Genomic DNA, 21,087 nt, shown 5'->3' with positions numbered 1-21,087 from the left:
CGGCCGGCTCTTGTCAAGGAGCCCCGTTGTCAAGGAGCCCTCTTGTCAAGGAGCCAGGCCAATCCGCGGGCTGTTCTGTGGGTCGATGACGATTTCCGGCCAGCCGATGTCCTTGCGCAGTTCGATCGGCAACGAAAGGATGGCGCGCTCGCTGCGGTAGCGGGCGCGAGCCGCCGAGTAACGGGTCGCTATGCGACCTACGGATGACAGAATAGACATGATGCTCTCTCCTCGATTGGCGCCGGCATCATCGTGTCGGCATCCCAAGGACGTGGCGCGCGGCCATGATCCGACAGACCGTCGGAATTTTTTGGAGCAAAGCTTCAACCGCGCGTTTCTGCCACCGATCGGAAGAAATCCTCCGGGCTGTCGACCTCGACCAGCCGCCGCTTCTCGATCAGCCAGAAGCGGTTGCCGATCGCCCTGATGAAGGAGCGGTCGTGCGAGGCAAGCAGGCAGCTTGCCTCATGGGCCAGCAATTCTGCTTCCAGTGCTTCCTGGCCATCGATGTCGAGATGGTTGGTCGGCTCGTCGAGCAGGTAGAAATTGGGATTGGCGAGCCTCAGCGCCAGCATCATCAGCCGCGCCTTCTGTCCGCCCGACAGCACGCCGATCCTGCGCTCCTGCATGTCGATACTGACGCCCGCACCGGCGAGCAGCGAGCGGGCGCGTTGCTCGCCGACATCGAAGCTGCGCGAGAGCATCGCCAGCGGCGTGTCTTCGCCACTGATGCCTGACAGCGCCTGGTCGCTGTAGCCGAGCACCGTCGACGGCGTTACCTTCACGCCTTGCGCTGCCATATCCGGCTCGACGATGGCATTTCTGATCAGGCTGATGAGCCGCGACTTGCCGACACCGTTGCGGCCGAGCAGGACGATGCGGTCGCCCTGGCAGATATGGCGCTTGCCGGTCCTGAACAGCAGCCTGCCGTCAGGCGTCTCGACCACCACGTCGTCCAGCGTGATCAGCACCTTGGCATGGGTGCCGCGATTGGCGAGCTTTATCGCGCCCGCCGATCTTTCGCGGTGCGCCGGTGCCGCGACCTCCTCGAGGCGCTGGGCGCGCTGGTTGAGCTGCTTGGTCTTGACCGTCAGCAGGTCGCTGCCAGAGTTGATGCCGATGTTGTTGAGCTTGGCCGCCTGCCGGCGCAATTGCTGCGCCACCTTCATGTCGCGCTGGAACTTGCGCTCCGTCGAGGCGTCGACTTCGCTCAAAGCGTCGCGCGCCCTGGAATAGGACAGCGCAAACACCGACGACTGCTCAGGGCGCAGGAACAGCGTGCGGTTGGTCGTGGCGTCGAGGAAGGCGCGGTCGTGGCTGGCAATCACCACCGGCACCTCACGCGGCAGCGCGTTCAGCCAGGTTTCGAGCTGGCTGATCTTGGCGAGATCGAGATGGTTGGTCGGCTCGTCGAGAAGCAGGACATCGGGATCGGTGACCCAGACTCGGGCGATCAGCGCCAGCCTTTGCCAGCCGCCGCTCAGCGCCCGCATCGGCCGCTCGCGCATCGGCTCAGGCACGTCGAGGGAGTCGAGCACCACATCGACGCGCCATTGCTCGCTTTCGGCCTGCTCGGCCGGCAAGGCGTCGGCCACCACCTGCTGAAAGCCGCGCTCGGCCAGCATTGCGGGAACGGCTTGCTCGACATAGCCGACCCGGAGGCCGCGGGTGCGGGTGATGTCGCCTGATGTCGGCTCCATTTCGCCAGTCAGGCACTTCAGCAAGGTAGATTTGCCGCGGCCGTTGGCGGCGACGATGCCGAGCCGATCGCCGGTGCCGATGGTGAGATCGAGATTGGAGAAGAGCGGCGCACTCATGGTGACGCCGAGGGATTTGAGGCTGATCAGGGCCATGTGGATTTCTCTGGTCTGCCCGGAATAAAGGTCCGGTTCGATGCACTTTAACGGTGCGCAGGCTGGCCATCAGAACAGGCGTTGCGGCACCACGAAGGGCAGACCAAGAAAATCGAAGCGGGAGAACCCGGACCGTCTCTGGTCAGCCCTGCAAGCAAGCTCGCAGGGCAGCGACAGGGCCGCGCTGACGGTGGTGGTCGAAAGACACGCAGCCCTCCTTTCAAGACGTTCGAGTGTGCGGAGCGATTACACCAAAGGCGGGGCTGGTGGCAAGCGGACTGCTTCAAGCGATGACAGTGGAGTCCTTCCCTTCTCCCCTTGTGGGAGAAGGTGGCCTCGCAAAGCGAGGTCGGATGAGGGGTGTTCCAGGGAACGCAAACGTCTCACTCCGCTGGAACACCCCTCAACCGTCTCGGCGCTGCGCGCCGATCCACCTTCTCCCACAGGGGGAGAAGGGAAGGCGCTACTTTCCCGGCCGCCCTGTCTTGCCCGGCCGGCGTTTTTCGCGGCGGGCGTCGGCGGGGTCTTCGTAGGAACCGATGCCAGCGCGCTGGCGAACGATCGGCTTGGCGGAATGCCCCCCACTTGGGGGGAGATCGGTTGTGGCTTGGCCGGCACTTTTCCCTCGACCGGCTTTTCGGTGCGGCGCACTGTCATCTCGTCCAGCGAGTTCTTCTTGAACAGCGGCTTGGTCGGTTCACCCGGTATACCGAAATCCGAGCCGTGCGCCTCCTGCGCCGACTGCTTCTTGAACAGCGAACGCGACACCGCGCCTGACGGCTTCGGCATGTCGGTGCCAGGCCCCATATCGTCCAGCGACGGCTTGGCGAACAACGGCTTCTTCACCGGCACAGCGCCGTCAGCGCCCATTTCGTCGAGCTCCGGCTTGCGGAAGAGGTTGGGCCGGGCAGCCTTGGCCGCCTCTTCGGCGGCACGTGCCGCGTCCAGTTTGCGGAAACGCTCTTGTTCCTCTGATGTACGATGTTTGGCCACGCCCTTGTTGTGCTTGCCCTTCTCGCGGCCCGAAACCGGGCTTTCCATGTCGGCATATTTGGCCAGCGGATCGTCGGAGATGGACAGCTCCATCTCGCGCAGTCGCTTGATCTCGTCGCGGATGCGGGCCGCCTTCTCGAAGTCGAGATTGGCGGCGGCGTCGCGCATCTGCTTGTCCATCGCGTCGAGATGGGCTTTCAGGTTGTTGCCCATCATCGCGCCGGCGCTGTCGGTGAACTGCGAGATGTCGGCGCGGACATGATCCTTCTCGTAGACCGAGTCCAGGATGTCGGAGATGCGCGACTTGACCGATTCCGGGGTGATGCCGTTGGCCGCGTTCCACTCCATCTGCTTTTCGCGACGGCGGTTGGTTTCCGCCATCGCCCGCTCCATCGAGCCGGTGACCTGGTCGGCGTAGAGGATGACCTTGCCGTCGACGTTTCTGGCGGCGCGGCCGATGGTCTGGATCAGCGAGGTTTCCGAGCGCAGGAAGCCCTCCTTGTCGGCATCGAGAATGGCGACGAAACCACATTCCGGGATGTCGAGGCCTTCGCGCAAAAGGTTGATGCCGACCAGCACGTCGAAGGCGCCGAGGCGCAAGTCGCGCAGGATCTCGATGCGCTCCAGCGTGTCGATGTCGGAGTGCATGTAGCGGACGCGGATGCCCTGCTCGTGCAGATATTCGGTGAGGTCCTCGGCCATGCGCTTGGTCAGCACTGTGACCAGCGTGCGGTAGCCGGCTTTTGTCGTGTCGCGGATTTCGCCGACGACGTCGTCGACCTGGGTCTTGGCCGGACGCACCTCGACCGGCGGATCGATCAGGCCGGTCGGGCGGATGACCTGCTCGGCGAAGACGCCACCGGACTGCTCCATTTCCCAGCCGCCGGGCGTCGCCGAAACCGCGACGGAGAGCGGGCGCATGGCGTCCCACTCCTCAAAGCGCAGCGGCCGGTTGTCCATGCAGGACGGCAGACGGAAGCCGTATTCGGCCAGCGTCGCCTTGCGGCGAAAGTCGCCGCGATACATGCCGCCGATCTGCGGCACGGTGACATGGCTTTCGTCGATGAAGACCAGCGCATTGTCAGGAATGTATTCGAACAGGGTCGGCGGCGGATCGCCCGGCTGGCGGCCGGTGAGATAGCGCGAATAGTTCTCGATGCCGGCGCAGGAGCCGGTCGCTTCCAGCATCTCCAGATCGAAGCGGCAGCGCTGCTCCAGCCGCTGCGCCTCGAGCAAGCGACCGGACCGTTCGAGTTCGACCAGCCGGTGCTTGAGCTCTTCCTTGATCGACTTGATGGCCTGATTGAGGGTCGGGCGCGGCGTGACATAGTGCGAATTGGCGTAGATCTTGACGCTCTTCAACTCGCCGGTCTTCTGGCCGGTCAGCGGGTCGAACTCAGTGATCGCCTCGATCTCGTCGCCGAACAGCGAAATGCGCCATGCGCGATCCTCAAGGTGAGCCGGAAAAATCTCGATCGTGTCACCGCGCACGCGGAACGAGCCGCGGACGAAGTTGATATCCTGACGCTTGTATTGCTGAGCGACGAGGTCGGCGAGCAGCGCCCGCTGGTCGAGCCGGTCGCCGATCTGCATCTGAAAGGTCATCGCCGTATAGGTCTCGACCGAGCCGATACCGTAGATGCAGGACACCGAGGCGACGATGATGACGTCGTCGCGCTCCAGCAGCGAGCGCGTCGCCGAGTGGCGCATGCGGTCGATCTGTTCGTTGATCGACGATTCCTTCTCGATGAAGGTATCCGTCCGAGGCACATAGGCTTCCGGCTGGTAGTAGTCGTAGTAGGAGACGAAATACTCGACGGCGTTTTCCGGGAAGAATTTCTTGAACTCGGAATAGAGCTGTGCGGCCAGCGTCTTGTTGGGGGCGAGGATCAGAGCAGGACGCTGCGTCTCCTCGATCACCTTGGCCATGGTGAAGGTTTTTCCCGAGCCGGTGACGCCGAGCAGCACCTGGGTGCGGTCATTGTCGTTGACGCCTTCGACAAGATCCTTGATCGCCGTCGGCTGGTCGCCGGCCGGCTCGAAATCCGACACCATCTTGATGGCGATGCCGCCTTCGGATTTTTCGGGCCGGGCCGGGCGGTGCGGTGTCCACAGCACGCCGTCCTTGTGCAGCGGGTTGCCGGATTCGATCAGCGCCGACAGCGCGGCGACAGTGGCGGTGACACCGCCGGAGGCCATCGTCTCGGCTTCCTCCAGCGAAACATCGAGGCCGGCGACCGGATTGAGGCCGGCCGCGGTGCGCTCCCTGGCCGAAGCCGCGCCGCCCATCGAGGTGCCTCGCGCCGTGCGGCCGGGGGAGGAGGAGCGCTCGGGGATTTTTTTCGCCTTGGCGCCTTCCCTCCCCCTTGAGGGGAAGGTGGCGGCGGAGCCGTCGGGTGGGGTCGGTGCGGCCGGGCTCGACGGTTCCTTATGCTGAGCACTTCCTTTGCCGACCCCCTCTGTCGCCTTCGGCGACATCTCCCCCTCAAGGGGGGAGATTTGGCGCTCGGCTTCCTGCTCGATCTGCTCGGCCCAATCGGCGATCGAGCCGGTCAGCGGCGTGCCTGAGAATTCGGCCTGCGGCGCCTCGGCGAAGCCGCCCTTGTGCAACGGCTCCGATGCATCGAGGAAATCGGTCAGCGGGCTGCGCCGCTTGGGCGGCGAAGCGCGATCATCACGCGCCGGCGGCGGCGTCTTTTTGTCAGGAAGTTTGGCCATGCCCCGAATATGGGAGGTATCGGCCGAAATGGAAAGAGCGGAGTGACGAGGGGCGCGGGACGAACTTAAGCTGCTGACACAAGGGTGTCAGGAGCGATGTTGAAACACGCCCTCAGTTAAACCACAGCGCAAATGTCAAAAACCCGGCGCCGCCGAACTGGCGCTGGATCTGGTCAAATTCCTCGCCGGTGAGGATCTTCCCGCTTTCGAGATAGGGTGCGATCGCCGGGCCGGTGATCGACAGCACCAGATCGAAGGGCTTCGGCTCGTCGAAGAAGCGCTTCATATTGATGCCTTTGTCGGCGATGCGGAAATGCGGCAGCAAGGTGCGACCTTCGAGCAGATCCTCGGCCATATCAAGCGCGGCGTGCCAGGCTTGGACCTGCTCCTCGCCGACCTCCAGGCCGGTGAGCGGGCTGGCACCTTTCTGTTGCGGCCCGGGCAGCCATTCACGGTCGTTGTCGGTCTCGGCGCGGATCGCCTTCCAGTCCTCGCGCGACAGCCGGATCATCTCCATGAGATGGCGGCGTGCCGCCTGCCGGCGCTCCGGCTCGACCACCGGCCAGTTAACCAGATGCACCAGCGAGATGAAATCGGCCAAGCGCCATTCGGACGATAACATGCTTCCGCCCATGCCGCCGTCCGGCGGAACGAGCGTGTCCTGCAGCGGCAGCTTGGCGCGTGGGAATAGCATGTGGAAGGAGCCGTCGAACATGGTCCTGAAGTCATGCGCCAGCCAGAAGTCCGCCTGCGCCATCAGGAACTCGGCATAGCCCTGCAGCCAGTAGCCGTCGGCGCGGTCGAAGCGGAAGGTGAGGGCAGGTGCGGCCGCGTCTGGCGCACCGCCGCCGCGTGACAGAGACGCCATGATCGCGGCGGCACTTTCGTTCGGCGCGATCTGGCCGTCCTCGTTGAGATCGATGCCGAGACGCGTGAGGTCGACCTCCATGCCGATATCGGCACCGGCAGGCACGGACCCAAGTGTGGCGGCGGATTTCTGCAGCCGGTCGCGGAAGGCGACCAGGATGGCGCGGAAGTCATCGTAGGTCAGCGGTTCGGGATTGGGATTGTCCGGCACCGGCAGCCGCATCAGCGGCAGCATGAACGATTGCGGGCTCTCGAAACCGTGGCGATGCAGGCCGCCGGCCAGGATCTCCAGCGCGGTGAAGAATTGGCCGGCGCCGGCGGCGTAAGCCGACGCGGGATCACCGGGCGCGGCGGCTTCGAGTGCGGTAAGCGTGCTGTTGCGGTCCGCTACGGTTTTTGCCTCGAACAGGGCGGCCGGTTCGGGGGATGCGGCACCAGCGGAAGCAACCGGCAGCAGCAGAATAAGGGCGAATGCCAGCAGGCTCGAAAATCGCGTCATCTTGGTCCTCCAGGGCTTCATGCCGACCATACATGCATTTCGCGTGTCGCGCCTGTCGCAGGCGCCTCGCCCATATGAATCCGAACGGAAGCGCTTCGCTATATCGGGCTCATCGTCTACCGTGGCCGTTCATTCCGGTGCAGGCTGCGCGTGTCGAACTATCCGCTTTCCTACAAATTGTCTTGGCTGCCACGTTTCCTGAAGCCGACGCTTAGTGGCGACGGCGATGGTTTTGCGCCAGCGGCAGGAACGATGATCGAGCCGCCACCGGCGCGAACGGTGCGGCTCGCCTTTGTCGGTGATATCTCGGCGGTGGCCAATCGAACAGCGCCGCAATGCGACCCGGCTATCAAGGCGCTGCTCGCCTCCGCTGACCTTGTGGTCGGCAATTGCGAAAGCCCGGTGGTGGAGCGACCGAGCGCGGCGATGGGCACGAAGCTTGGCACCCATCATGCCATGACCGAGCGGTTTCTCGCCGAGGCGCTGGCGGCCGCCGGCATCTCGCATGAGAAGCTGGTTTTGTCGCTCGCCAACAATCATGTGCTCGACCAGGGCGTCGAGGGTTTCGACAAGACCGTGGCGGCGCTGAACCGTCTCGGCATCCGCAGCATCGGTACCGCCGCCGCCGGTCCGGTCGAGCGCCTTGCGGTCGGGCCGCTGACAATAGGCTTTGCCGCTTTCACGCTGTGGCGCAATGCCGGCGCGGCTGCGTTCGCGGGCCGTGTGTCAATGCAAGGCGACCCGGCACAATGGCCACGCGGCAGCGATGTTGACCTCGCCTGCGCGGTGCCACATTGGGATTGGGAGTTCCGGCACTTCCCCCAGGCCGCAACGCGGGCACTGGCACAGCATTTGGCCGCGCAAGGCGTCGGGCTGATAGCCGGCCACCATGCCCACGTCTTGCAGCCGGTGGAGCGGATCGGCAAGGCGCTCGTCGCCTATGGGCTCGGCGATTTTCTTGGCACCGCCTTTGCGCGCCAGCCCTGGCCCGGCCGCATCGGGGGCATCCTGACCGTGGATATCAGCGCTGACGCCGGCACGCGTGGCGCCATTGTCGCCTACCGGCTGCATACCTTCATGCGGCTGCGGGCTGGTGACCACGAGCGGCTGGTTCCAGTCGAGGCGCTGGAGGGTGCATTAAGGCAAAAGGTTTTGGCGCGTCTGGATACGGTTTTTGGTAACGGGAATTGATGGCTGTGTTGACTGGTGGCTCAGACAAATCGTGCGGGCTCACCATCCCACCGCTGTAGTCGCGCGACTTTCGGCAAAATCAGCTATTGTCCGAGCTGGGTGATCGGTCTTTCGACGGGGATGGCGATGGAAGCAGCGGATTTCATGCCTGACGAAACTGACATCGCCGACATCAAAAGGAATCTCGAGGCCTATGAGGCCAGGCGGGCTTCGGCCTACCGGCAAGTCCGCTGGCGGGTGCCGCTGTTCGTCGGCCTGGTGCTGGTGTTCGTGGCGCTTATGGCCTGGCTCTTCAATATGGTCGCCGATCCCTACGAGCGATGGTTCTCGACGCCGCATGTGCTGCTCTATGTCGTCGGGTTCGTGGCGGCGATCCTGCTCTATTTCCAGGCGGTCAAGCCGACGAGCACGTTGCAGCAATCGTTCCGCAAGACACTGCTGCCGATCATCTTCGGTTTCATCAGGGATATGCGCTACGAGCACGACGTGACACCGAATTCGTTCGATCGGCTGCCGCGCGAGACGATCGGCACGTTCAACAGCAAGCGCTTCGACGACGTCATATCCGGCCGCTACGAGGGATTTCCGTTCGAGTTTTACGAAGTGGATCTCCGGCAAGGCACGGGCAAGAGCGGAACGATAGCATTCAAGGGGGTCGTCGTCGCCTTCGAGACCGTCGTGCCGTTTCCCGGCATATTGGTGGCGGCGCGGCGGGCCAACATGGCCGTCGGTTTCTTCCGCGGCATGTTCGCTAGCAAGATGCAGGAATTGTCATGCGGCGTGCCCGAGCTCGATGCCGCCTACGACTTCCGCACCGACAATGTCGAGGCGGCGCAGCCACTGGTAAGCGGCCGGCTGGCGCAGGCACTGACATGGCTTAGCGAGACACGGCCTGATGATCCGGCGCGGGTTGCGCTCAATGGCAGCGACGGTTTTCTGCTGTTGCCGCAGACCAAGGACTTCTTCGAGCTGCCTGATATGTCCGTGCCGCTCGACTATGCCAAGCATGTCGCGCCGATGATATCAGACATGGGCACGATGCTGGCGACGGCCGCGCTGGTGCGCAAGATCGGCGCAAGGGACGAGGCGGCGAGTTAGCCGCTGGGCATCTTGGCCGCCAGCCAGTCAGCCGACCGCTTCGCCAGGCCGATCGTTGCGGATGCGGCGCGGCCGAGGTCGGTCTTGACCACGGCGTAGCCGGTCTTCGTGCGATAGAGCACGGCGCGACCGCCATCGACCGCCGCTTCATAGGCAACCGGCCTGGCAGCCTCCGTTTCCATCGCCGTTGCCTGCGCCCCGACCGCAACGCTGGGGCGACGGCTCAATTCTGAGGGGAGCCGGTCGGTGGCGTTCTGCGTTGCCGTCGTCAACTCAGGCGTGGAGGCCGTCGTGGCAAGCTGTGACGACGGCGTCTGCGTCGTGCGGCAGATGCCGGAGACGAGCGGATAGTTGAAATTACGCTGGTGCAGCATCTGGCTTTTCATGGCCGCTTCGCAATCGGCGATGGTCGACCACTTGGCCGGCGTCTCACCGATATATTCGCAAAGCTTGGCGTCGCAGTCGCAACCGACGATGGTCATCGCGACAAGGGCGGTCTTGATCACGGTTTTATGCCTTTTGAGTTGCTCTGCCAAATATCACTGGGATCGTTCGCGTGGCCGAAAAGGACACGCGACGCTGAAAGCTCATCAATCGCTGTGGATCAAGGCGGGATTTGGCCGCGATTGTGGAATGAGCGTGACGGTGCGCCGCGTAATTTTTCACGGCCGCTGACTGTGGCCGAAAGGTCTCACCAATCGTAGACGTGTTCGAACCTGACGGCTGGTTCAAATGAAGCAGACGGTCGGATAGCGACAGGAGCCCAAAGACAGTCGGCGCCGGGATTTCTCCCAGCGCCTCCCTGTCAGATCAGGACACGGTCGCGGCAGCAACTTCCGTAAAGACGTCGCGCCATGCCGGCCTTGATGTTGACGGTCCTGCCAGCCACTGCCCGAGGGCAGCGTCCGTTCGGGACCTCGCCAGTCTCTACCCTTGCGAGCTTCGTCCAGCGCGCCATCGAAGGTTTTTGCCGTCCTTCATGGCAGCATCGGTCCGCCGTAGGCGTTCGCACGCTTTCCGCGGCCCCGTAGGTCTCGGCATCCCTCCTCAAAACAGGCAAGCCTGCTTTCATTCGGGGCCGTACGGGCCTCAGGAAATCCGCCGTTTCGCCTTGCCTTTCGACTTGGCGATCGGTAGCCGCCTGAGATGGGTTTAATATACGGGGGATAAGCGTTCGGCGAAACAGCGACGAGCCTGTGAATAGCGGGATTATCGGGGACTGAGCTCGGCGGCGCAGCGTTTTTTTGGACGAGATGCAGGGGGGCGGACACGACCTGATCTGCGGCGAGCAGCATGATCAGACATTCGGCCCTTGCTCCGCAGAGCGGCGCGGGCTTCAATGCCGGCAAAGGGCTTTTAGGACAGCAGTGTCGTTGCTGGCCTTTGGGGAGGACGTTCTTGAAGGTCGGGGTGATTCTCAATCCGATTGCCGGCGGCGGCTGGCTCAAACGGCATTGGCCCGAGGTCAATGCTTCGCTCAAGAGACATTTCGGCGATTTCGAGCTGCGCGAAACACAGGCGACCGGCGACGCTGAACGGCTGGCGCTCGTCCTTGCCGCCAGCGGCTTCGACCTGGTGATCGCGGCGGGCGGCGACGGCACCGCCAGCGAAGTGGCCGACGGGCTGTTGCAGGCGTTCGCAGAAAGCGGCCGGACGGCCGAGCTCGGCCTGCTGCCTTGCGGCGCCGGCATCGATTTCGCCCGCGGGCTCGGCCTGCCTGCTGAGGTCGACCTGACGCTGAAGCGTATCGCCCAGGCCAAAGCTCGCAAGGTCGATGCCGGCCGCATCTCCTATGTCGACGATCATGGCGCGCTGGCCAGCCGCCATTTCATCAACATCGCCAGCCTCGGTCTTTCGGGCGCCACCGACCGCGCGGTCAACGCCGACAAGCGCAAGGGCAGGGTGTCGGCCAAGGCGCTGTTCTACTGGCGCACCGTGTGGGAATTCATGCGCTACCGGTTTCAGGACGTTGTGATCACCGTCGACGACGGCGTCCCGGTCGAGGCGCGGGTGGCGCTGGTGGCGGTGGCCAACGGAAGATTCTTCGGCGGCGGCATGATGATCGCGCCGGATGCCGAAATGGACGATGGACTATTCGACATCGTCATCCTGCGCGCGGCGGGCAAGCTGAAACTGATCTGGGACATCCGGCTGCTCTATGGCGGGCGGCATCGCGACCATCCGGCAATCACCATTTTGCGCGGCAAGAAAGTGGTTGTCGAACCGCTCGGCGATGTGCAAAAGAACGCCGCGCTCGTCGACATAGACGGTGAATCGCCGGGGCGCATACCAGCGACCTTCGAGATCCTGCCCGGCACGCTGACGCTCAGATATTGAATCAACGTGCTGAGAGACTGATTCAAGTCCTTTAGGGCGTGATTCCGGCGATCCGGCCAACATGCTGGAATTGCGTGGCAATTACCTGATGGCAGAACTCGATCTTAGCCGGAAACCCGGCGTGCGATGAAGGCATAGCTCTCGCGCGATCACGGCATCAACGGCGTCTGCATCATCTGCAAATGCAGGTCCGTGCCGGTCCAGGGATGCGCCTCGCAGACGGCCTCGTCGAGCTCGACGCCAAGGCCTGGCTCCTTCGACGGAATGACGTTGCCGTCCTGCCATTCGATCCTCTTCTTCAGCAGCTTTTCGTGAAAACCGTCCCACTGCTTCAGCGATTCCAAGATGAGGAAGTTGGGCAAGGTCACGGCAAGCTGGATGTTGGCTGCACCGACGATCGGCCCGCAATAGCAGTGCGGCGCGATTTGGATGTGATAGGCCTCGGCCATGGCGGCGATCTTCTTGGTTTCGAGAATGCCGCCGGAGCGGCCGAGATCCGGCTGCAAAATGCTCGCGGCGCGGTTCTCGATGACACGGGCAAATTCGAACTTGGTCGTCAGCCGCTCGCCGGTGGCGATCGGGATCGACGTGCCGCGCGCCACCTGCGCCATCACTTCTGGCATATCGGGCGGCACCGGCTCCTCGAACCACAGGGGGTCGTAGGGTTCGATGGCGCGGGCCATGCGCAGCGCGCCCGATGCGGTGAACTGGCCGTGCGTGCCAAACAGGATGTCGGCCCTTGTGCCGACCGCCTTACGGATCGCTTTGACCATGCGGGCGGAGAGATCGATGTCGACGAGGCGCGGCTGATGACCGTCAAAGGCGGTGTAGGGGCCAGCCGGGTCGAGCTTGACGGCATTGAAGCCCTGCTCGACATATTCGAGCGCGCATTCGGCCGCCAGGTCGGGATCGTTGTAGACGTTCTTGCCGCGCGCATCCTCCGAATGGACGCTGCCGGTGTGCGGGTAGAGATAGGTGTAGGAACGCAGCGTCTCGTGCACCTGCCCGCCGAGCAGCTTGTAGACCGGCTTGCCGGCTTCCTTGCCGATAATGTCCCAGCAGGCCATTTCGAGCGCCGAGAAACAGCCCATGGCGGAAACGTCCGGACGCTGGGTGAAGCCGGAGGAATAGGCACGGCGGAAAAAGTTCTCGATGTCGTGCGGATCGCGGCCGACGAGATAGCGCTCGGCCATATCCTCGACCATCCTGGCGGTGACATGCGCGGAGAAAGTGGCGTTGTAGGCCTCGCCATAGCCAACGACGCCGCCGTCGGTGGTGAGCTTGACGAAGATGAAATACTTGCCGCCGATGCCGGGCGGCGGATTGCCGACGACCCAGGTTTTGACGTCGGTGATTTTCATTTTTGATCCTCCAGAACCAATTCGGCGCCCTTCCATCCGGTCATGATCGAGGCGGCGTTGGTGTTGCCGGTGATGTTATCGGGAAAGATCGAGGCGTCGACGACGCGCAAGCCAGCGAGGCCGTGAACCCGCAGGCGCGGGTCGACGACGGCTTGGGCAGCGTCCGGCCCCATGCGGCAGGTCGAGACCGGGTGGTAGACGGTGCCGGAGCGCTTCCTGAAATCCTCGATCAAATCCGCGTCGGAGGTAATTGACGGGCCCGGCAACACCTCTTCCTTGATGATGTCGGCCATCGCCGGCATGGAGGCGATCTTCCTCACGAACTTCACTGCCGCTAGCATTTCGGCCACGTCCGCCTCGGTCGAATAGGCGTTGGCGACGATCTTCGGATATTCACGCGGATTGCTGGAGCGGATCATGATCTCGCCACGGCTCGACGGTCGGCAGTTGGACAGGCCGATGGAAAAGCCCGGCCACGGGTCGGGCGTCAGGATAGGGCGCTCACCGCTCTTCGGGATGACGGTCGAGAACGCCTGGAAGTAGAGCTGCATGTTGGGCCGTGCCGCCGCCGGGTCGGTGCGGAAGAAGCCGCCGGCATTGTTCATCGACAGCGACAGCGGGCCGGAGCGCATCAGCATGTATTGCATGCCGACCATGAGCTTGCCCCACCAAGGGCGCAGGATCTGGTTGAGCGTCGGCAGCCTGCCCTTGAAGGTGTAGTTGACGCCGACATGGTCCTGCAGGTTCGCCCCGACATTCTCATTGGCATCGACGACCGGAATGCCGAGCGCGCCAAGGAGCGCCGATGGGCCGACCCCGGAAAGCTGCAGCAATTGAGGCGAATTGATCGAGCCACCCGACAGGATGACCTCGCGGCCGGCGCGGGCGGTCTTCGTTTCACCGTTCTGCAGGTACTCGATACCAACGGCGCGCTTGCCCTCGAACAGGATCCTGGTCGCTAGCGCGTTGATCTCGACGCGGACATTTTTGCGCTTCATGGCGGGGCGCAGGAAGGCGCGAGCGGCCGACATTCGGCGGCCGTTCCTGGTGGTGATCTGATAAATGCCGACGCCTTCCTGTGACGCGCCGTTGAAATCCGGGTTGAACGGCAGGCCGGCCTGGCTGGCAGCCGCGAGGTAGCGCTTGGTCAGCGGGTGGACAGCCTTAGCGCAATCGGTGATGTGCAACGGACCGCCGACACCCCGCCACTGGTTGGCGCCGGCCTGATTGTCCTCGAGCGCCTTGAAGGCAGGCAGCAGGTCGTCGAAGCCCCAGCCGGGATTGCCGGCCGCTGCCCAAGCGTCGAAATCCTCGCGCGCGCCCCGGATCCAGACCATGGCGTTGATCGAGCTCGAGCCGCCGAGCAGCCTGCCGCGCGGCCAGTGATCGACATTGCCGGCGAGGCCGGGGTCCGGCTCGGCCTTGTAGTTCCAGTTGACGGCCGGGTCGAAGAAGGTCTTGCCGTAGCCGAGCGGCATTTGCACGTAGAAGCGCCGGTCGGTGCCGCCGGCCTCGAGCACCAGAACCGAGAAGCGGCCCGAGGCCGATAGTCTTTCGGCAAGAACCGAGCCGGCCGAGCCGGAGCCGACGACGATGAAATCATAGGTCTGCATGATGGATGCGGCCGGCTCCGAATTTTTGCTCAACCTAGACGCCGCAAGCCGCCGCGATCACCGGAGCTTCCGGCATCGCTTGTGAAAAAAGCGACCGGCACATCGTTTGCCTTCGGGGTCCTGGCCGAAGCGGCCTTTGCCTCGTGGGCAAGCGGTCCAAGCATCGCACGCCATCATCAAGCATTTTGCTTGAGATCATAACGCATGATCGGGCGGGCTGGCACCCTGCGGGCGACGACCCTGAACCCGGCGCGAGCGAAGGTGGAGGCGTATCCACAGCCGGAGGCGCTGGGCGATACATCGGCATCAAAAGGATAGGCTTCGAGCGCAGGGGCATTCGCACGCCTTGCAGCTTCCAGCGCCGCTGCGATCAGGTGTGACGTGACGCCATGCCGGCGGTACCTTTTTCGCACGTAGAGGCAGGACAAGGACCAAACCGGCGCATCATCCACCCGCCTGAGCTGCCACAGCCGATCGAGCCAAGGCACGGCATCTCGCGGTGTCACCTGGCACCAGCCGACAGCAGTCTCGCCGTCGAAAGCAAGTATGCCTGGGGAGGGACTATTCTCGACGGCTTGCCGGAACGCGGCCTTGTTTTCCTCACCTGGTCGCTTTCGATAAGAACTGCCAATACGCCCGTACATACACCAACAGCGACTGCAGACGGCGCTCTCACCGAACAGGTCCCCGAGCGCGGGCCATAGATCAGGCGTCAGAGGGTGAAAGGTAAGCTTCATGTCAGGTGCTTCACGATGAAACCACAGGTCTGCATGATGGACGCGGGCGGCTTCGGAATTCAGGCTCTACCATAGACGGCGCACGCCTCTGGCGTCACTGAGGCTTCCGGCTTCCCTTGTGAAAAAGGTGACTGGCCCTCAAGTCCTGTTGCTTTTAGGCGTGTAGAAAGGACGTCAAAATCCCCTCTCGAACGTTGTTCCAGCGACGCTATGGGGTCAAGTCCAAGACTGCTGTCCGGCTCCGCATGTCGACGGGGAGGGAAACGTGCTCGTGCGTGATCGTCCATCTGTCTCCAGATCGACGAAATGCATTGCTCACGCGCACCCAGTAGTCGACATTCGCGCCTGTTTTCAGGGCGCCATGCGCTCGGATAAGCATCCATGCGGCGGCAACCGCGTCGCCGGCTGCGACATCCAGTTGGCCAAGCTCCTGGCCGATCGGACCAGACCAGCGGGGAAACCAATCTAAGAACCGCTCGCGAAGGGCGTTGGATCCCACATAGCGAAGCGGCGGTACGAGGTCGAAATAGACTATGTCGCTGGAGTAAAGGGATATAAGCCACTCGATGTCTTTGGCGCCCGTGGCGGCCGATCGACTCTCCAGCAGTTCCCTAATCGCGGCTTCAACGCCTGGCATCGTCTCCTCCAATCTCATCGTTTCGCCCGCTTGCCGGGCATGAGGCTGTCCTCCCAAATTGCCATCAAGGTAACCACCGATGGTGCTCCCCGACAACCAGCGTTCACCACTTGAAACAATCACGGAAATCATCCTGGCGGGCGACGCGCGAATCCGGTGGCACAAGCGCCGAGACTTCCCGCGGTCGGCTCCATCCGCTACGCGCTCATTGGCAACGGACGCCAATAGCCGAGCTTCAAACTGCGACATTGCCGGCTGGCGGCGCGTTGACGCACCGTTGCCATCCCGATACGGGATCGGGAGAAGATCGATATCGAGGGAAATTTGGCGCATGGTGCATTATGCGGATGGACGGCCGATCGGCGATCTGACGCTCAGGACGTTGGCCATGCCTTCGGACGCCAATGCGGCGGGCGATATCTTCGGCGGCTGGGTGATGGCGCAGATGGACCTTGCCTGCGGCATCCGCGCCGCCGAGCGCGCCAAGGGCCGCGTGGTGACGGCAGCGGTGAAGGAAATGTCGTTCGCCAAAGCGATGAAGATCGGCGACACGCTGTGCATCTATACGCATGTCGAGCGCGTTGGCCGTACCTCGATGACGCTCAAGGTCGAGGCATGGGCGCAGCGCTACCTCTCCGACCTGATGGAGAAGGTCACCCATGCCGATTTCGTCATGGTGGCGCTGGACGGCGAAGGCAAGCCGAAGGCGGTTCCGGCGGAAGGCTGATCGGCTGGATGTAGTCAGCTGGAAGTCAACGGCACCGCCGCTGCCAGCCTCCCGCAAAGAGATGCGAATAGCGATGCTGTGTGATGCTTCGCGTTTGCACGTTTCCGTGACCATGTCCGGTAGGGCATGGGGGAAAAGACAATGCGTCAACGATTGCTGAACGGCGCATTGGCAGGCGCTTGTAGCCTTGTTCGGCCAGTTCGCCGCAACCGCCTAAACCGAGATCAAACGAGACGAGGCCGAAGCCAGTGGCGCCTCCGAAAACCACACTCTCAAGCGGCAAGTGATCAGGAGCGGAATCCGCGTTGCAACGACGTGGGACACCGGCGCGGTGACGGCAAAGAGGCGGCCTGCGCCATGCAGGGTGGTCAATCGGGCCCGAAGTCGAAACGCACCGAAAGCCGTCTGCGGGCCGGAATGCAGATGCAGCCGAAGAATTCGTCTGCGCTACGCGCCGCGCGCAAACCCTTGCAGCGCAAGAGTTTCAGGCATGAATCCCATCGAACCTCGCCCGCGCGGCCTTGACACGCTCGGTGTTCTTGCGCGCCCATTCGCCGAGCGCACCGACCGGCACAAGAAGCTCGTAGCCAAGATCGGTCAGCTCATAATCGACGCGCGGCGGAATGGTTGGAAACACGGTCCGGGTGACGAAGCCGTCGCGCTCCAGCCCGCGCAAGGTGGTGGTCAGCATCTTCTGCGAAATACCGCCAACGGCGCTGCGCAGCTCGTTGAAGCGCAGCGGCCCGTCACCGAGCTTGCCGACGACCAGCACGGTCCATTTGTCGCCGACGCGCTGCAGGATTTCCGAGATGGCGCGGCAGTCCTCGGTGCGGTGCGGGTGCCTTGGTAACAAAAAGGTGCCTCCTTGCGCGTCATCAGCTCGGTCACTCATATAGCTCAGGTATCTAAACGATACCAGAAATTTGCCTAAAGGAGAGCCCCTCTATGTCCAAGCCCAAAATCGCCATTGTCGTCGGTTCGACCCGCGCCGCACGATTTGCCGACGTTCCGACCCAGTGGATCGCCAAGATCGCCAAGTCGCATGCCGACATCGACGTGGAAGTAGTCGACCTGCGCGACTTCCCGCTGCCGTTCTTCGACGAGGTCGCATCGTCCGCCTGGGCGCCGTCGCAGAATGAAGTGGCGCAGCGCTGGCAGAAGAAGGTTGCGGAATTCGACGGTTTCATCTTCACCGCCGCCGAATACAATCATGGCCCGACTGCCGTGCTGAAGAACGCCATCGACTACGCTGCCAATGAATGGAACAAGAAGCCTGCCGGTTTCGTCGGTTATGGCAGCGTCGGTGGCTCGCGCGCAGTCGAGCAGCTCAGATTGTATGCCGTGGAATTGCAGATGGCGCCGGTCAAGTCCGCCGTCCACATTGCGTGGGGCGATTTCCTTGCCGTCAGGCAAGGTGAAAAGAAGCTCGAGGAACTAGAGCACCTGAATCAGGCGGCCACCGCGCTGGTCAACGACGTCGCATGGTGGGCCAAGGTACTGAAGGCGGCGCGCCAGGCCGATGCCGTGGCCGAGGAAGTCAAGGCGGCCTGAACCGCAGACCAGAACAATCCTCCCAAGGATTCCGGGGCGGCGCTTGCGTCGCCCCTTTTGATTCAGGCGATGGCCGGCTGCTGTGTCTGCCGTGGCCTGATGATGCAGTCGGCAAGGCGGTCTACCTCATTTAGCTCATCTGCATGGTGCTGGCCCCACTCACAGAGCGCTAGAAGGATAGGCTCGAGACTGAGGCCGAGGCTCGTCGCCGAATATTCGACGCGTGAGGGAATCTCGGCAAAGATCTCGCGTCTGACAAGTCCATGTTCTTCCATTTCGCGAAGCTGCTGGATCAGCACCTTCTGCGTGATGTTGGGCACCAGCGTCTTCAGCACCGACAGTCGCCTGGGGCTGTCGAAGAGATGGTAGAGAATGACAGCCTTCCATCGACCCGAGATCACTTTCAGGGCGCGTTCCGCCGGCAGCATCGGCAGTCTTTTGGTTGGCAGCTTCTTGGTCAGCTTGGCCATGGTCACCTTCTGGTCAGCAGCGGACAAATGAGTGTGTAGTCGCGATCAGGCAGATAGTGGCAAACAGCAGCCGATGCCATAGCGATGGGTGCATGCCATGAGAGCCATTCAACTGAATCGTTTCGGCGCTCCCGACGTCCTCGACGTCGTCGAAATGCCGAAGCCTGAGCCGCAACCAGGCGAGGTGCTGATCCGCGTTCATGCAGCCGGCGTGAATTTCTTCGAAGTGCTGATGCGCGCGGATCGCTACGCGGTGACACCGGACTTGCCGATGGTCCTCGGCGTCGAGGCTGCCGGGATCGTGGAGGCGGTCGGGCAAGGAGTGGACACGTCGCTGACCGGGAGACGCGTCGCGGCGCCGCTGTTCGCTTCAACGCGTCCCTTTGGCGGCTATGCCGACTATGCGACGATCGACGCAAAGCTGGCCGTGCCTCTGCCGGACACGCTCTCATTCGAAGCCGCGACGGCCTTGATGGTGCAGGGACTGACGGCCTTCCATCTGCTGCGGCAAAGCCCGCCCAAGGGCAAGTCGGTGCTGGTCCTTGCCGCCGCCGGCGGTGTTGGCTCGTTGCTGGTCCAACTGGCCAAGCGCCAAGGCGCCGGCGCAGTGATCGCTGCCGCCGGCAGCCGGGCCAAGCTCGATCTTGCCCTGTCGCTTGGAGCCGATGCGGGCACCGACTATTCCAGTGTGGATTGGGTAGCGCGGGTCCGGGAAGCAACAGGCGGCGCTGGCGTCGATATCGTCTACGATACTGTCGGCGGCTCGATGACGGCGGCAGCGCTCGCCGCGCTTGCGCCTTGCGGCGAACTGGTGTTTGCCGCCCTGGGCAGATACGCGCTCGGCGCCTCCGATCTGGAGGCGATGATCAATCGAAACCAATCGCAGAGAGGGTTTGCCCTGCTGCCGCTGCTTTCTCCAGACGTGCTCCGCGGTAGCCTGTCAGAGCTTTTCCATCTAGCCGCCAGCGGAGAGCTTTTGGTGACGACAGGCAGCCGCTTCGCGCTCGACCAGGCCAGCGAAGCACACCGGGTTCTGGACAAGCGCCGCTCGACCGGCAAGGTCGTGTTGATACCTTAGTATCGTAGTCAATTAAATTGCCACACGTTGGAATTTGTCTATGTCGGCCGTAAAGATCAGCTTTGCGGATTCCTGGAAGCAGACAGCGCCGGTCACCGCGCTGGAAGTCGTGGTTGCGCCAATACTGCATTGACCTCCCGCTCAAAGAACGCTCTTTTCAGGGCCATAAGCTTTGGCGAGACGGACCATGCCTTTCGTTCGAAGGCGTTGGTACCAATAGAAAAGTATCATCAAGCCGGTTGTTGTGCCGGCACCAAGGCACAGTGCAGGCGCCAATGCTGATCCGACATATAGTGCTAGAAGGGTCACGCCCGCCGCCGCGACAATGCCATTTACGAAAGCGATCATCGTCGCGGCTGTGGTCAGATGCGCCAGGAGCGGCCCGGAACGCAGCGACGGTTCGGCGTCGTTTTCTGGCCAACGGCCGAACTCTTTGGAAAACTGAAAAGCAGCATCGTCCCCCAGCGTTCGATAGTAGGCTCTGATCCGGGCGATGCCGATATGGGCCTGCATGTTCTCGGCGGCTATATCGATCAACCTTAGGACGGTGAAGCTACCCAGTAAAAAGAGCGATGGCAGCACGGCTAGGAGAAACGGCTGAAGGAATTCAGGCGACTGCGCGACAAAGCCCGTCGCCACTAGAGCGCTCGATAGAGACATGATGTAGATGGTCGTTCGCGACGCCATTTCGCTGATGGTTGCGCTGATCGCCGATTGCTGCACGAAATGCTCTGTCGTGAGGGCCGTGAGAAGCGCGGTGTGGGGTGTTGTCGTGTCGGCCATTGCATATATCTCCTGTGGTGAGCATGCCGCCGCTGGCGCATCCTGAGCGACAGAGCCGTCGACACAGGCCTACGCGATTGTGCAGATGTTCAAAGAGTGTGCGTCAACTTGGGAATTCCGTTTAAATGGCGCCGGAGACACCATCAGCCCGCCCCAGGGACTGCAGGGAGCGGTCGCGCCTCGATGAAGCGCCGCTCCTGCGTGCGTCCGCCGAAACCATAGGCATCGGCCCTGACCTCATGGACATGCACGTAACTTTCGTGATGGAGGGGTCCCAGCAGTTGGCCCATCGCCTCGAAAATGCCGGTTATGAAGCGCTCCCGCTCTTCTTTGGTGCTGGTGCCTTCAACGATCCGGATCTCTAGCCAGAAGCTCGCCAGCGCGTGCTCTGCAAGGCTTTTGCCAGCAATGAACCACCGAGATTGATCTACGGGCTCGGCGATGACGGCTGTCAGGTCAGCGCGCTTGCGCAAAAAGCTGGTGGATGCTGCCGACGCCGCACTGGCCACGTCCTCGGGCCTCACCTCGTGGCTTGTTGCGTATCGGACGGTGATGATTGGCATTGGACTGGTCT

The 21,087-nt window shown here is 62.9% G+C and carries 19 protein-coding genes; 6 read left to right on the top strand and 13 right to left on the bottom strand.

What is annotated here, in order from left to right:
• Positions 1 to 45 precede the first annotated feature (45 nt).
• The 4 genes from RPG13_RS28690 to RPG13_RS28675 form a co-directional block, all read right to left on the bottom strand.
• Positions 46 to 219 carry a hypothetical protein gene (locus RPG13_RS28690; RefSeq protein ID WP_095488865.1) on the bottom strand — a complete coding sequence of 58 codons (174 nt, stop codon included), beginning with the start codon at positions 217 to 219 and terminating at the stop codon, positions 46 to 48.
• Between the two features lie 104 nt (positions 220 to 323).
• On the bottom strand, positions 324 to 1,853 hold the full coding sequence (locus RPG13_RS28685) for an ABC-F family ATP-binding cassette domain-containing protein (protein WP_095488866.1): 1,530 nt from the start codon (positions 1,851 to 1,853) through the stop codon (positions 324 to 326).
• A gap of 246 nt (positions 1,854 to 2,099) precedes the next feature.
• Entirely contained in the window at positions 2,100 to 5,564 is a 3,465-nt protein-coding gene (gene uvrB / locus RPG13_RS28680; RefSeq protein WP_442921364.1) for an excinuclease ABC subunit UvrB, read from the bottom strand.
• A 112-nt stretch (positions 5,565 to 5,676) separates the two neighbouring features.
• A complete protein-coding gene (locus RPG13_RS28675; RefSeq protein ID WP_337126604.1) occupies positions 5,677 to 6,930 on the bottom strand; it encodes a hypothetical protein in 1,254 nt (417 codons plus the stop codon).
• A 150-nt stretch (positions 6,931 to 7,080) separates the two neighbouring features.
• On the opposite strand from RPG13_RS28675, the gene RPG13_RS28670 reads away from it, so the two are divergent.
• Both RPG13_RS28670 and RPG13_RS28665 read left to right on the top strand, forming a co-directional pair.
• The gene (locus RPG13_RS28670) at positions 7,081 to 8,121 is read left to right on the top strand and encodes a CapA family protein (RefSeq protein WP_337126603.1); all 1,041 of its coding nucleotides are present in this window, start codon (positions 7,081 to 7,083) and stop codon (positions 8,119 to 8,121) included.
• Positions 8,122 to 8,247: 126 nt separating this feature from the next.
• Entirely contained in the window at positions 8,248 to 9,219 is a 972-nt protein-coding gene (locus tag RPG13_RS28665) for a DUF3137 domain-containing protein (RefSeq protein ID WP_095489215.1), read from the top strand.
• Here RPG13_RS28665 and RPG13_RS28660 read toward each other — a convergent pair.
• Positions 9,216 to 9,725 carry a hypothetical protein gene (locus tag RPG13_RS28660; protein ID WP_095488870.1) on the bottom strand — a complete coding sequence of 170 codons (510 nt, stop codon included), beginning with the start codon at positions 9,723 to 9,725 and terminating at the stop codon, positions 9,216 to 9,218. The genes RPG13_RS28665 and RPG13_RS28660 overlap by 4 nt on opposite strands.
• A gap of 892 nt (positions 9,726 to 10,617) precedes the next feature.
• On the opposite strand from RPG13_RS28660, the gene RPG13_RS28655 reads away from it, so the two are divergent.
• Positions 10,618 to 11,556, top strand: a complete 939-nt coding sequence (locus RPG13_RS28655) for a diacylglycerol/lipid kinase family protein (RefSeq protein ID WP_095488871.1) — start codon at positions 10,618 to 10,620, stop codon at positions 11,554 to 11,556.
• Between the two features lie 149 nt (positions 11,557 to 11,705).
• Here RPG13_RS28655 and RPG13_RS28650 read toward each other — a convergent pair whose 3' ends face one another.
• The 4 genes from RPG13_RS28650 to RPG13_RS28640 form a co-directional block, all read right to left on the bottom strand.
• Entirely contained in the window at positions 11,706 to 12,917 is a 1,212-nt protein-coding gene (locus tag RPG13_RS28650; protein ID WP_127206738.1) for a mandelate racemase/muconate lactonizing enzyme family protein, read from the bottom strand.
• Positions 12,914 to 14,530, bottom strand: coding sequence for a GMC family oxidoreductase (locus RPG13_RS28645; protein ID WP_337127070.1), 1,617 nt, complete (start codon positions 14,528 to 14,530; stop codon positions 12,914 to 12,916). The genes RPG13_RS28650 and RPG13_RS28645 overlap by 4 nt, the downstream gene beginning before the upstream one ends.
• A gap of 176 nt (positions 14,531 to 14,706) precedes the next feature.
• Entirely contained in the window at positions 14,707 to 15,174 is a 468-nt protein-coding gene (locus RPG13_RS35000; RefSeq protein ID WP_128285101.1) for a GNAT family N-acetyltransferase, read from the bottom strand.
• Between the two features lie 301 nt (positions 15,175 to 15,475).
• Complete coding sequence (locus RPG13_RS28640; protein ID WP_337126602.1) at positions 15,476 to 16,237, bottom strand: YybH family protein; 762 nt, start codon at positions 16,235 to 16,237, stop codon at positions 15,476 to 15,478.
• Here RPG13_RS28640 and RPG13_RS28635 point away from each other — a divergent pair.
• On the top strand, positions 16,236 to 16,631 hold the full coding sequence (locus tag RPG13_RS28635; protein ID WP_023761257.1) for an acyl-CoA thioesterase: 396 nt from the start codon (positions 16,236 to 16,238) through the stop codon (positions 16,629 to 16,631). The two genes, RPG13_RS28640 and RPG13_RS28635, sit on opposite strands and share 2 nt — an antisense overlap.
• A gap of 484 nt (positions 16,632 to 17,115) precedes the next feature.
• Here RPG13_RS28635 and RPG13_RS28630 read toward each other — a convergent pair whose 3' ends face one another.
• Complete coding sequence (locus tag RPG13_RS28630; RefSeq protein ID WP_029350030.1) at positions 17,116 to 17,484, bottom strand: winged helix-turn-helix transcriptional regulator; 369 nt, start codon at positions 17,482 to 17,484, stop codon at positions 17,116 to 17,118.
• Positions 17,485 to 17,576: 92 nt separating this feature from the next.
• Here RPG13_RS28630 and RPG13_RS28625 point away from each other — a divergent pair, with 92 nt between their 5' ends.
• Positions 17,577 to 18,182: an NADPH-dependent FMN reductase gene (locus RPG13_RS28625; protein WP_127294715.1), complete on the top strand. Its 606-nt coding sequence runs from the start codon at positions 17,577 to 17,579 to the stop codon at positions 18,180 to 18,182.
• Between the two features lie 62 nt (positions 18,183 to 18,244).
• Here RPG13_RS28625 and RPG13_RS28620 read toward each other — a convergent pair whose 3' ends face one another.
• Positions 18,245 to 18,652, bottom strand: a complete 408-nt coding sequence (locus RPG13_RS28620; protein WP_128285099.1) for a winged helix-turn-helix transcriptional regulator — start codon at positions 18,650 to 18,652, stop codon at positions 18,245 to 18,247.
• A 97-nt stretch (positions 18,653 to 18,749) separates the two neighbouring features.
• Here RPG13_RS28620 and RPG13_RS28615 point away from each other — a divergent pair, with 97 nt between their 5' ends.
• Positions 18,750 to 19,730, top strand: a complete 981-nt coding sequence (locus RPG13_RS28615; protein ID WP_337126601.1) for a quinone oxidoreductase family protein — start codon at positions 18,750 to 18,752, stop codon at positions 19,728 to 19,730.
• 141 nt (positions 19,731 to 19,871) lie between these two features.
• Here RPG13_RS28615 and RPG13_RS28610 read toward each other — a convergent pair whose 3' ends face one another.
• Both RPG13_RS28610 and RPG13_RS28605 read right to left on the bottom strand, forming a co-directional pair.
• Complete coding sequence (locus tag RPG13_RS28610) at positions 19,872 to 20,513, bottom strand: hypothetical protein (RefSeq protein ID WP_292501114.1); 642 nt, start codon at positions 20,511 to 20,513, stop codon at positions 19,872 to 19,874.
• A 143-nt stretch (positions 20,514 to 20,656) separates the two neighbouring features.
• A complete protein-coding gene (locus RPG13_RS28605; protein ID WP_337126600.1) occupies positions 20,657 to 21,076 on the bottom strand; it encodes a tautomerase family protein in 420 nt (139 codons plus the stop codon).
• Positions 21,077 to 21,087: the final 11 nt, after the last annotated feature.

This window comes from Mesorhizobium sp. ISC15 (assembly GCF_037162615.1).
Classification (GTDB): Bacteria; Pseudomonadota; Alphaproteobacteria; order Rhizobiales; family Rhizobiaceae; genus Mesorhizobium; species Mesorhizobium mediterraneum.
This window is presented reverse-complemented; position numbering and strand designations above follow the sequence as displayed.

What these genes read in the sequence shown, in the direction of transcription:
- RPG13_RS28690 (WP_095488865.1), bottom strand. Translation starts at nt 219, where the DNA reads ATGTCTATTCTGTCATCCGTAGGTCGCATAGCGACCCGTTACTCGGCG.
- RPG13_RS28685 (WP_095488866.1), bottom strand. Translation starts at nt 1,853, where the DNA reads ATGGCCCTGATCAGCCTCAAATCCCTCGGCGTCACCATGAGTGCGCCG.
- uvrB (WP_442921364.1), bottom strand. Translation starts at nt 5,564, where the DNA reads ATGGCCAAACTTCCTGACAAAAAGACGCCGCCGCCGGCGCGTGATGAT.
- RPG13_RS28675 (WP_337126604.1), bottom strand. Translation starts at nt 6,930, where the DNA reads ATGACGCGATTTTCGAGCCTGCTGGCATTCGCCCTTATTCTGCTGCTG.
- RPG13_RS28665 (WP_095489215.1), top strand. Translation starts at nt 8,248, where the DNA reads ATGGAAGCAGCGGATTTCATGCCTGACGAAACTGACATCGCCGACATC.
- RPG13_RS28650 (WP_127206738.1), bottom strand. Translation starts at nt 12,917, where the DNA reads ATGAAAATCACCGACGTCAAAACCTGGGTCGTCGGCAATCCGCCGCCC.
- RPG13_RS28645 (WP_337127070.1), bottom strand. Translation starts at nt 14,530, where the DNA reads ATGCAGACCTATGATTTCATCGTCGTCGGCTCCGGCTCGGCCGGCTCG.
- RPG13_RS35000 (WP_128285101.1), bottom strand. Translation starts at nt 15,174, where the DNA reads ATGTACGGGCGTATTGGCAGTTCTTATCGAAAGCGACCAGGTGAGGAA.
- RPG13_RS28635 (WP_023761257.1), top strand. Translation starts at nt 16,236, where the DNA reads ATGGTGCATTATGCGGATGGACGGCCGATCGGCGATCTGACGCTCAGG.
- RPG13_RS28640 (WP_337126602.1), bottom strand. Translation starts at nt 16,237, where the DNA reads ATGCGCCAAATTTCCCTCGATATCGATCTTCTCCCGATCCCGTATCGG.
- RPG13_RS28625 (WP_127294715.1), top strand. Translation starts at nt 17,577, where the DNA reads ATGTCCAAGCCCAAAATCGCCATTGTCGTCGGTTCGACCCGCGCCGCA.
- RPG13_RS28620 (WP_128285099.1), bottom strand. Translation starts at nt 18,652, where the DNA reads ATGGCCAAGCTGACCAAGAAGCTGCCAACCAAAAGACTGCCGATGCTG.
- RPG13_RS28615 (WP_337126601.1), top strand. Translation starts at nt 18,750, where the DNA reads ATGAGAGCCATTCAACTGAATCGTTTCGGCGCTCCCGACGTCCTCGAC.
- RPG13_RS28610 (WP_292501114.1), bottom strand. Translation starts at nt 20,513, where the DNA reads ATGGCCGACACGACAACACCCCACACCGCGCTTCTCACGGCCCTCACG.
- RPG13_RS28605 (WP_337126600.1), bottom strand. Translation starts at nt 21,076, where the DNA reads ATGCCAATCATCACCGTCCGATACGCAACAAGCCACGAGGTGAGGCCC.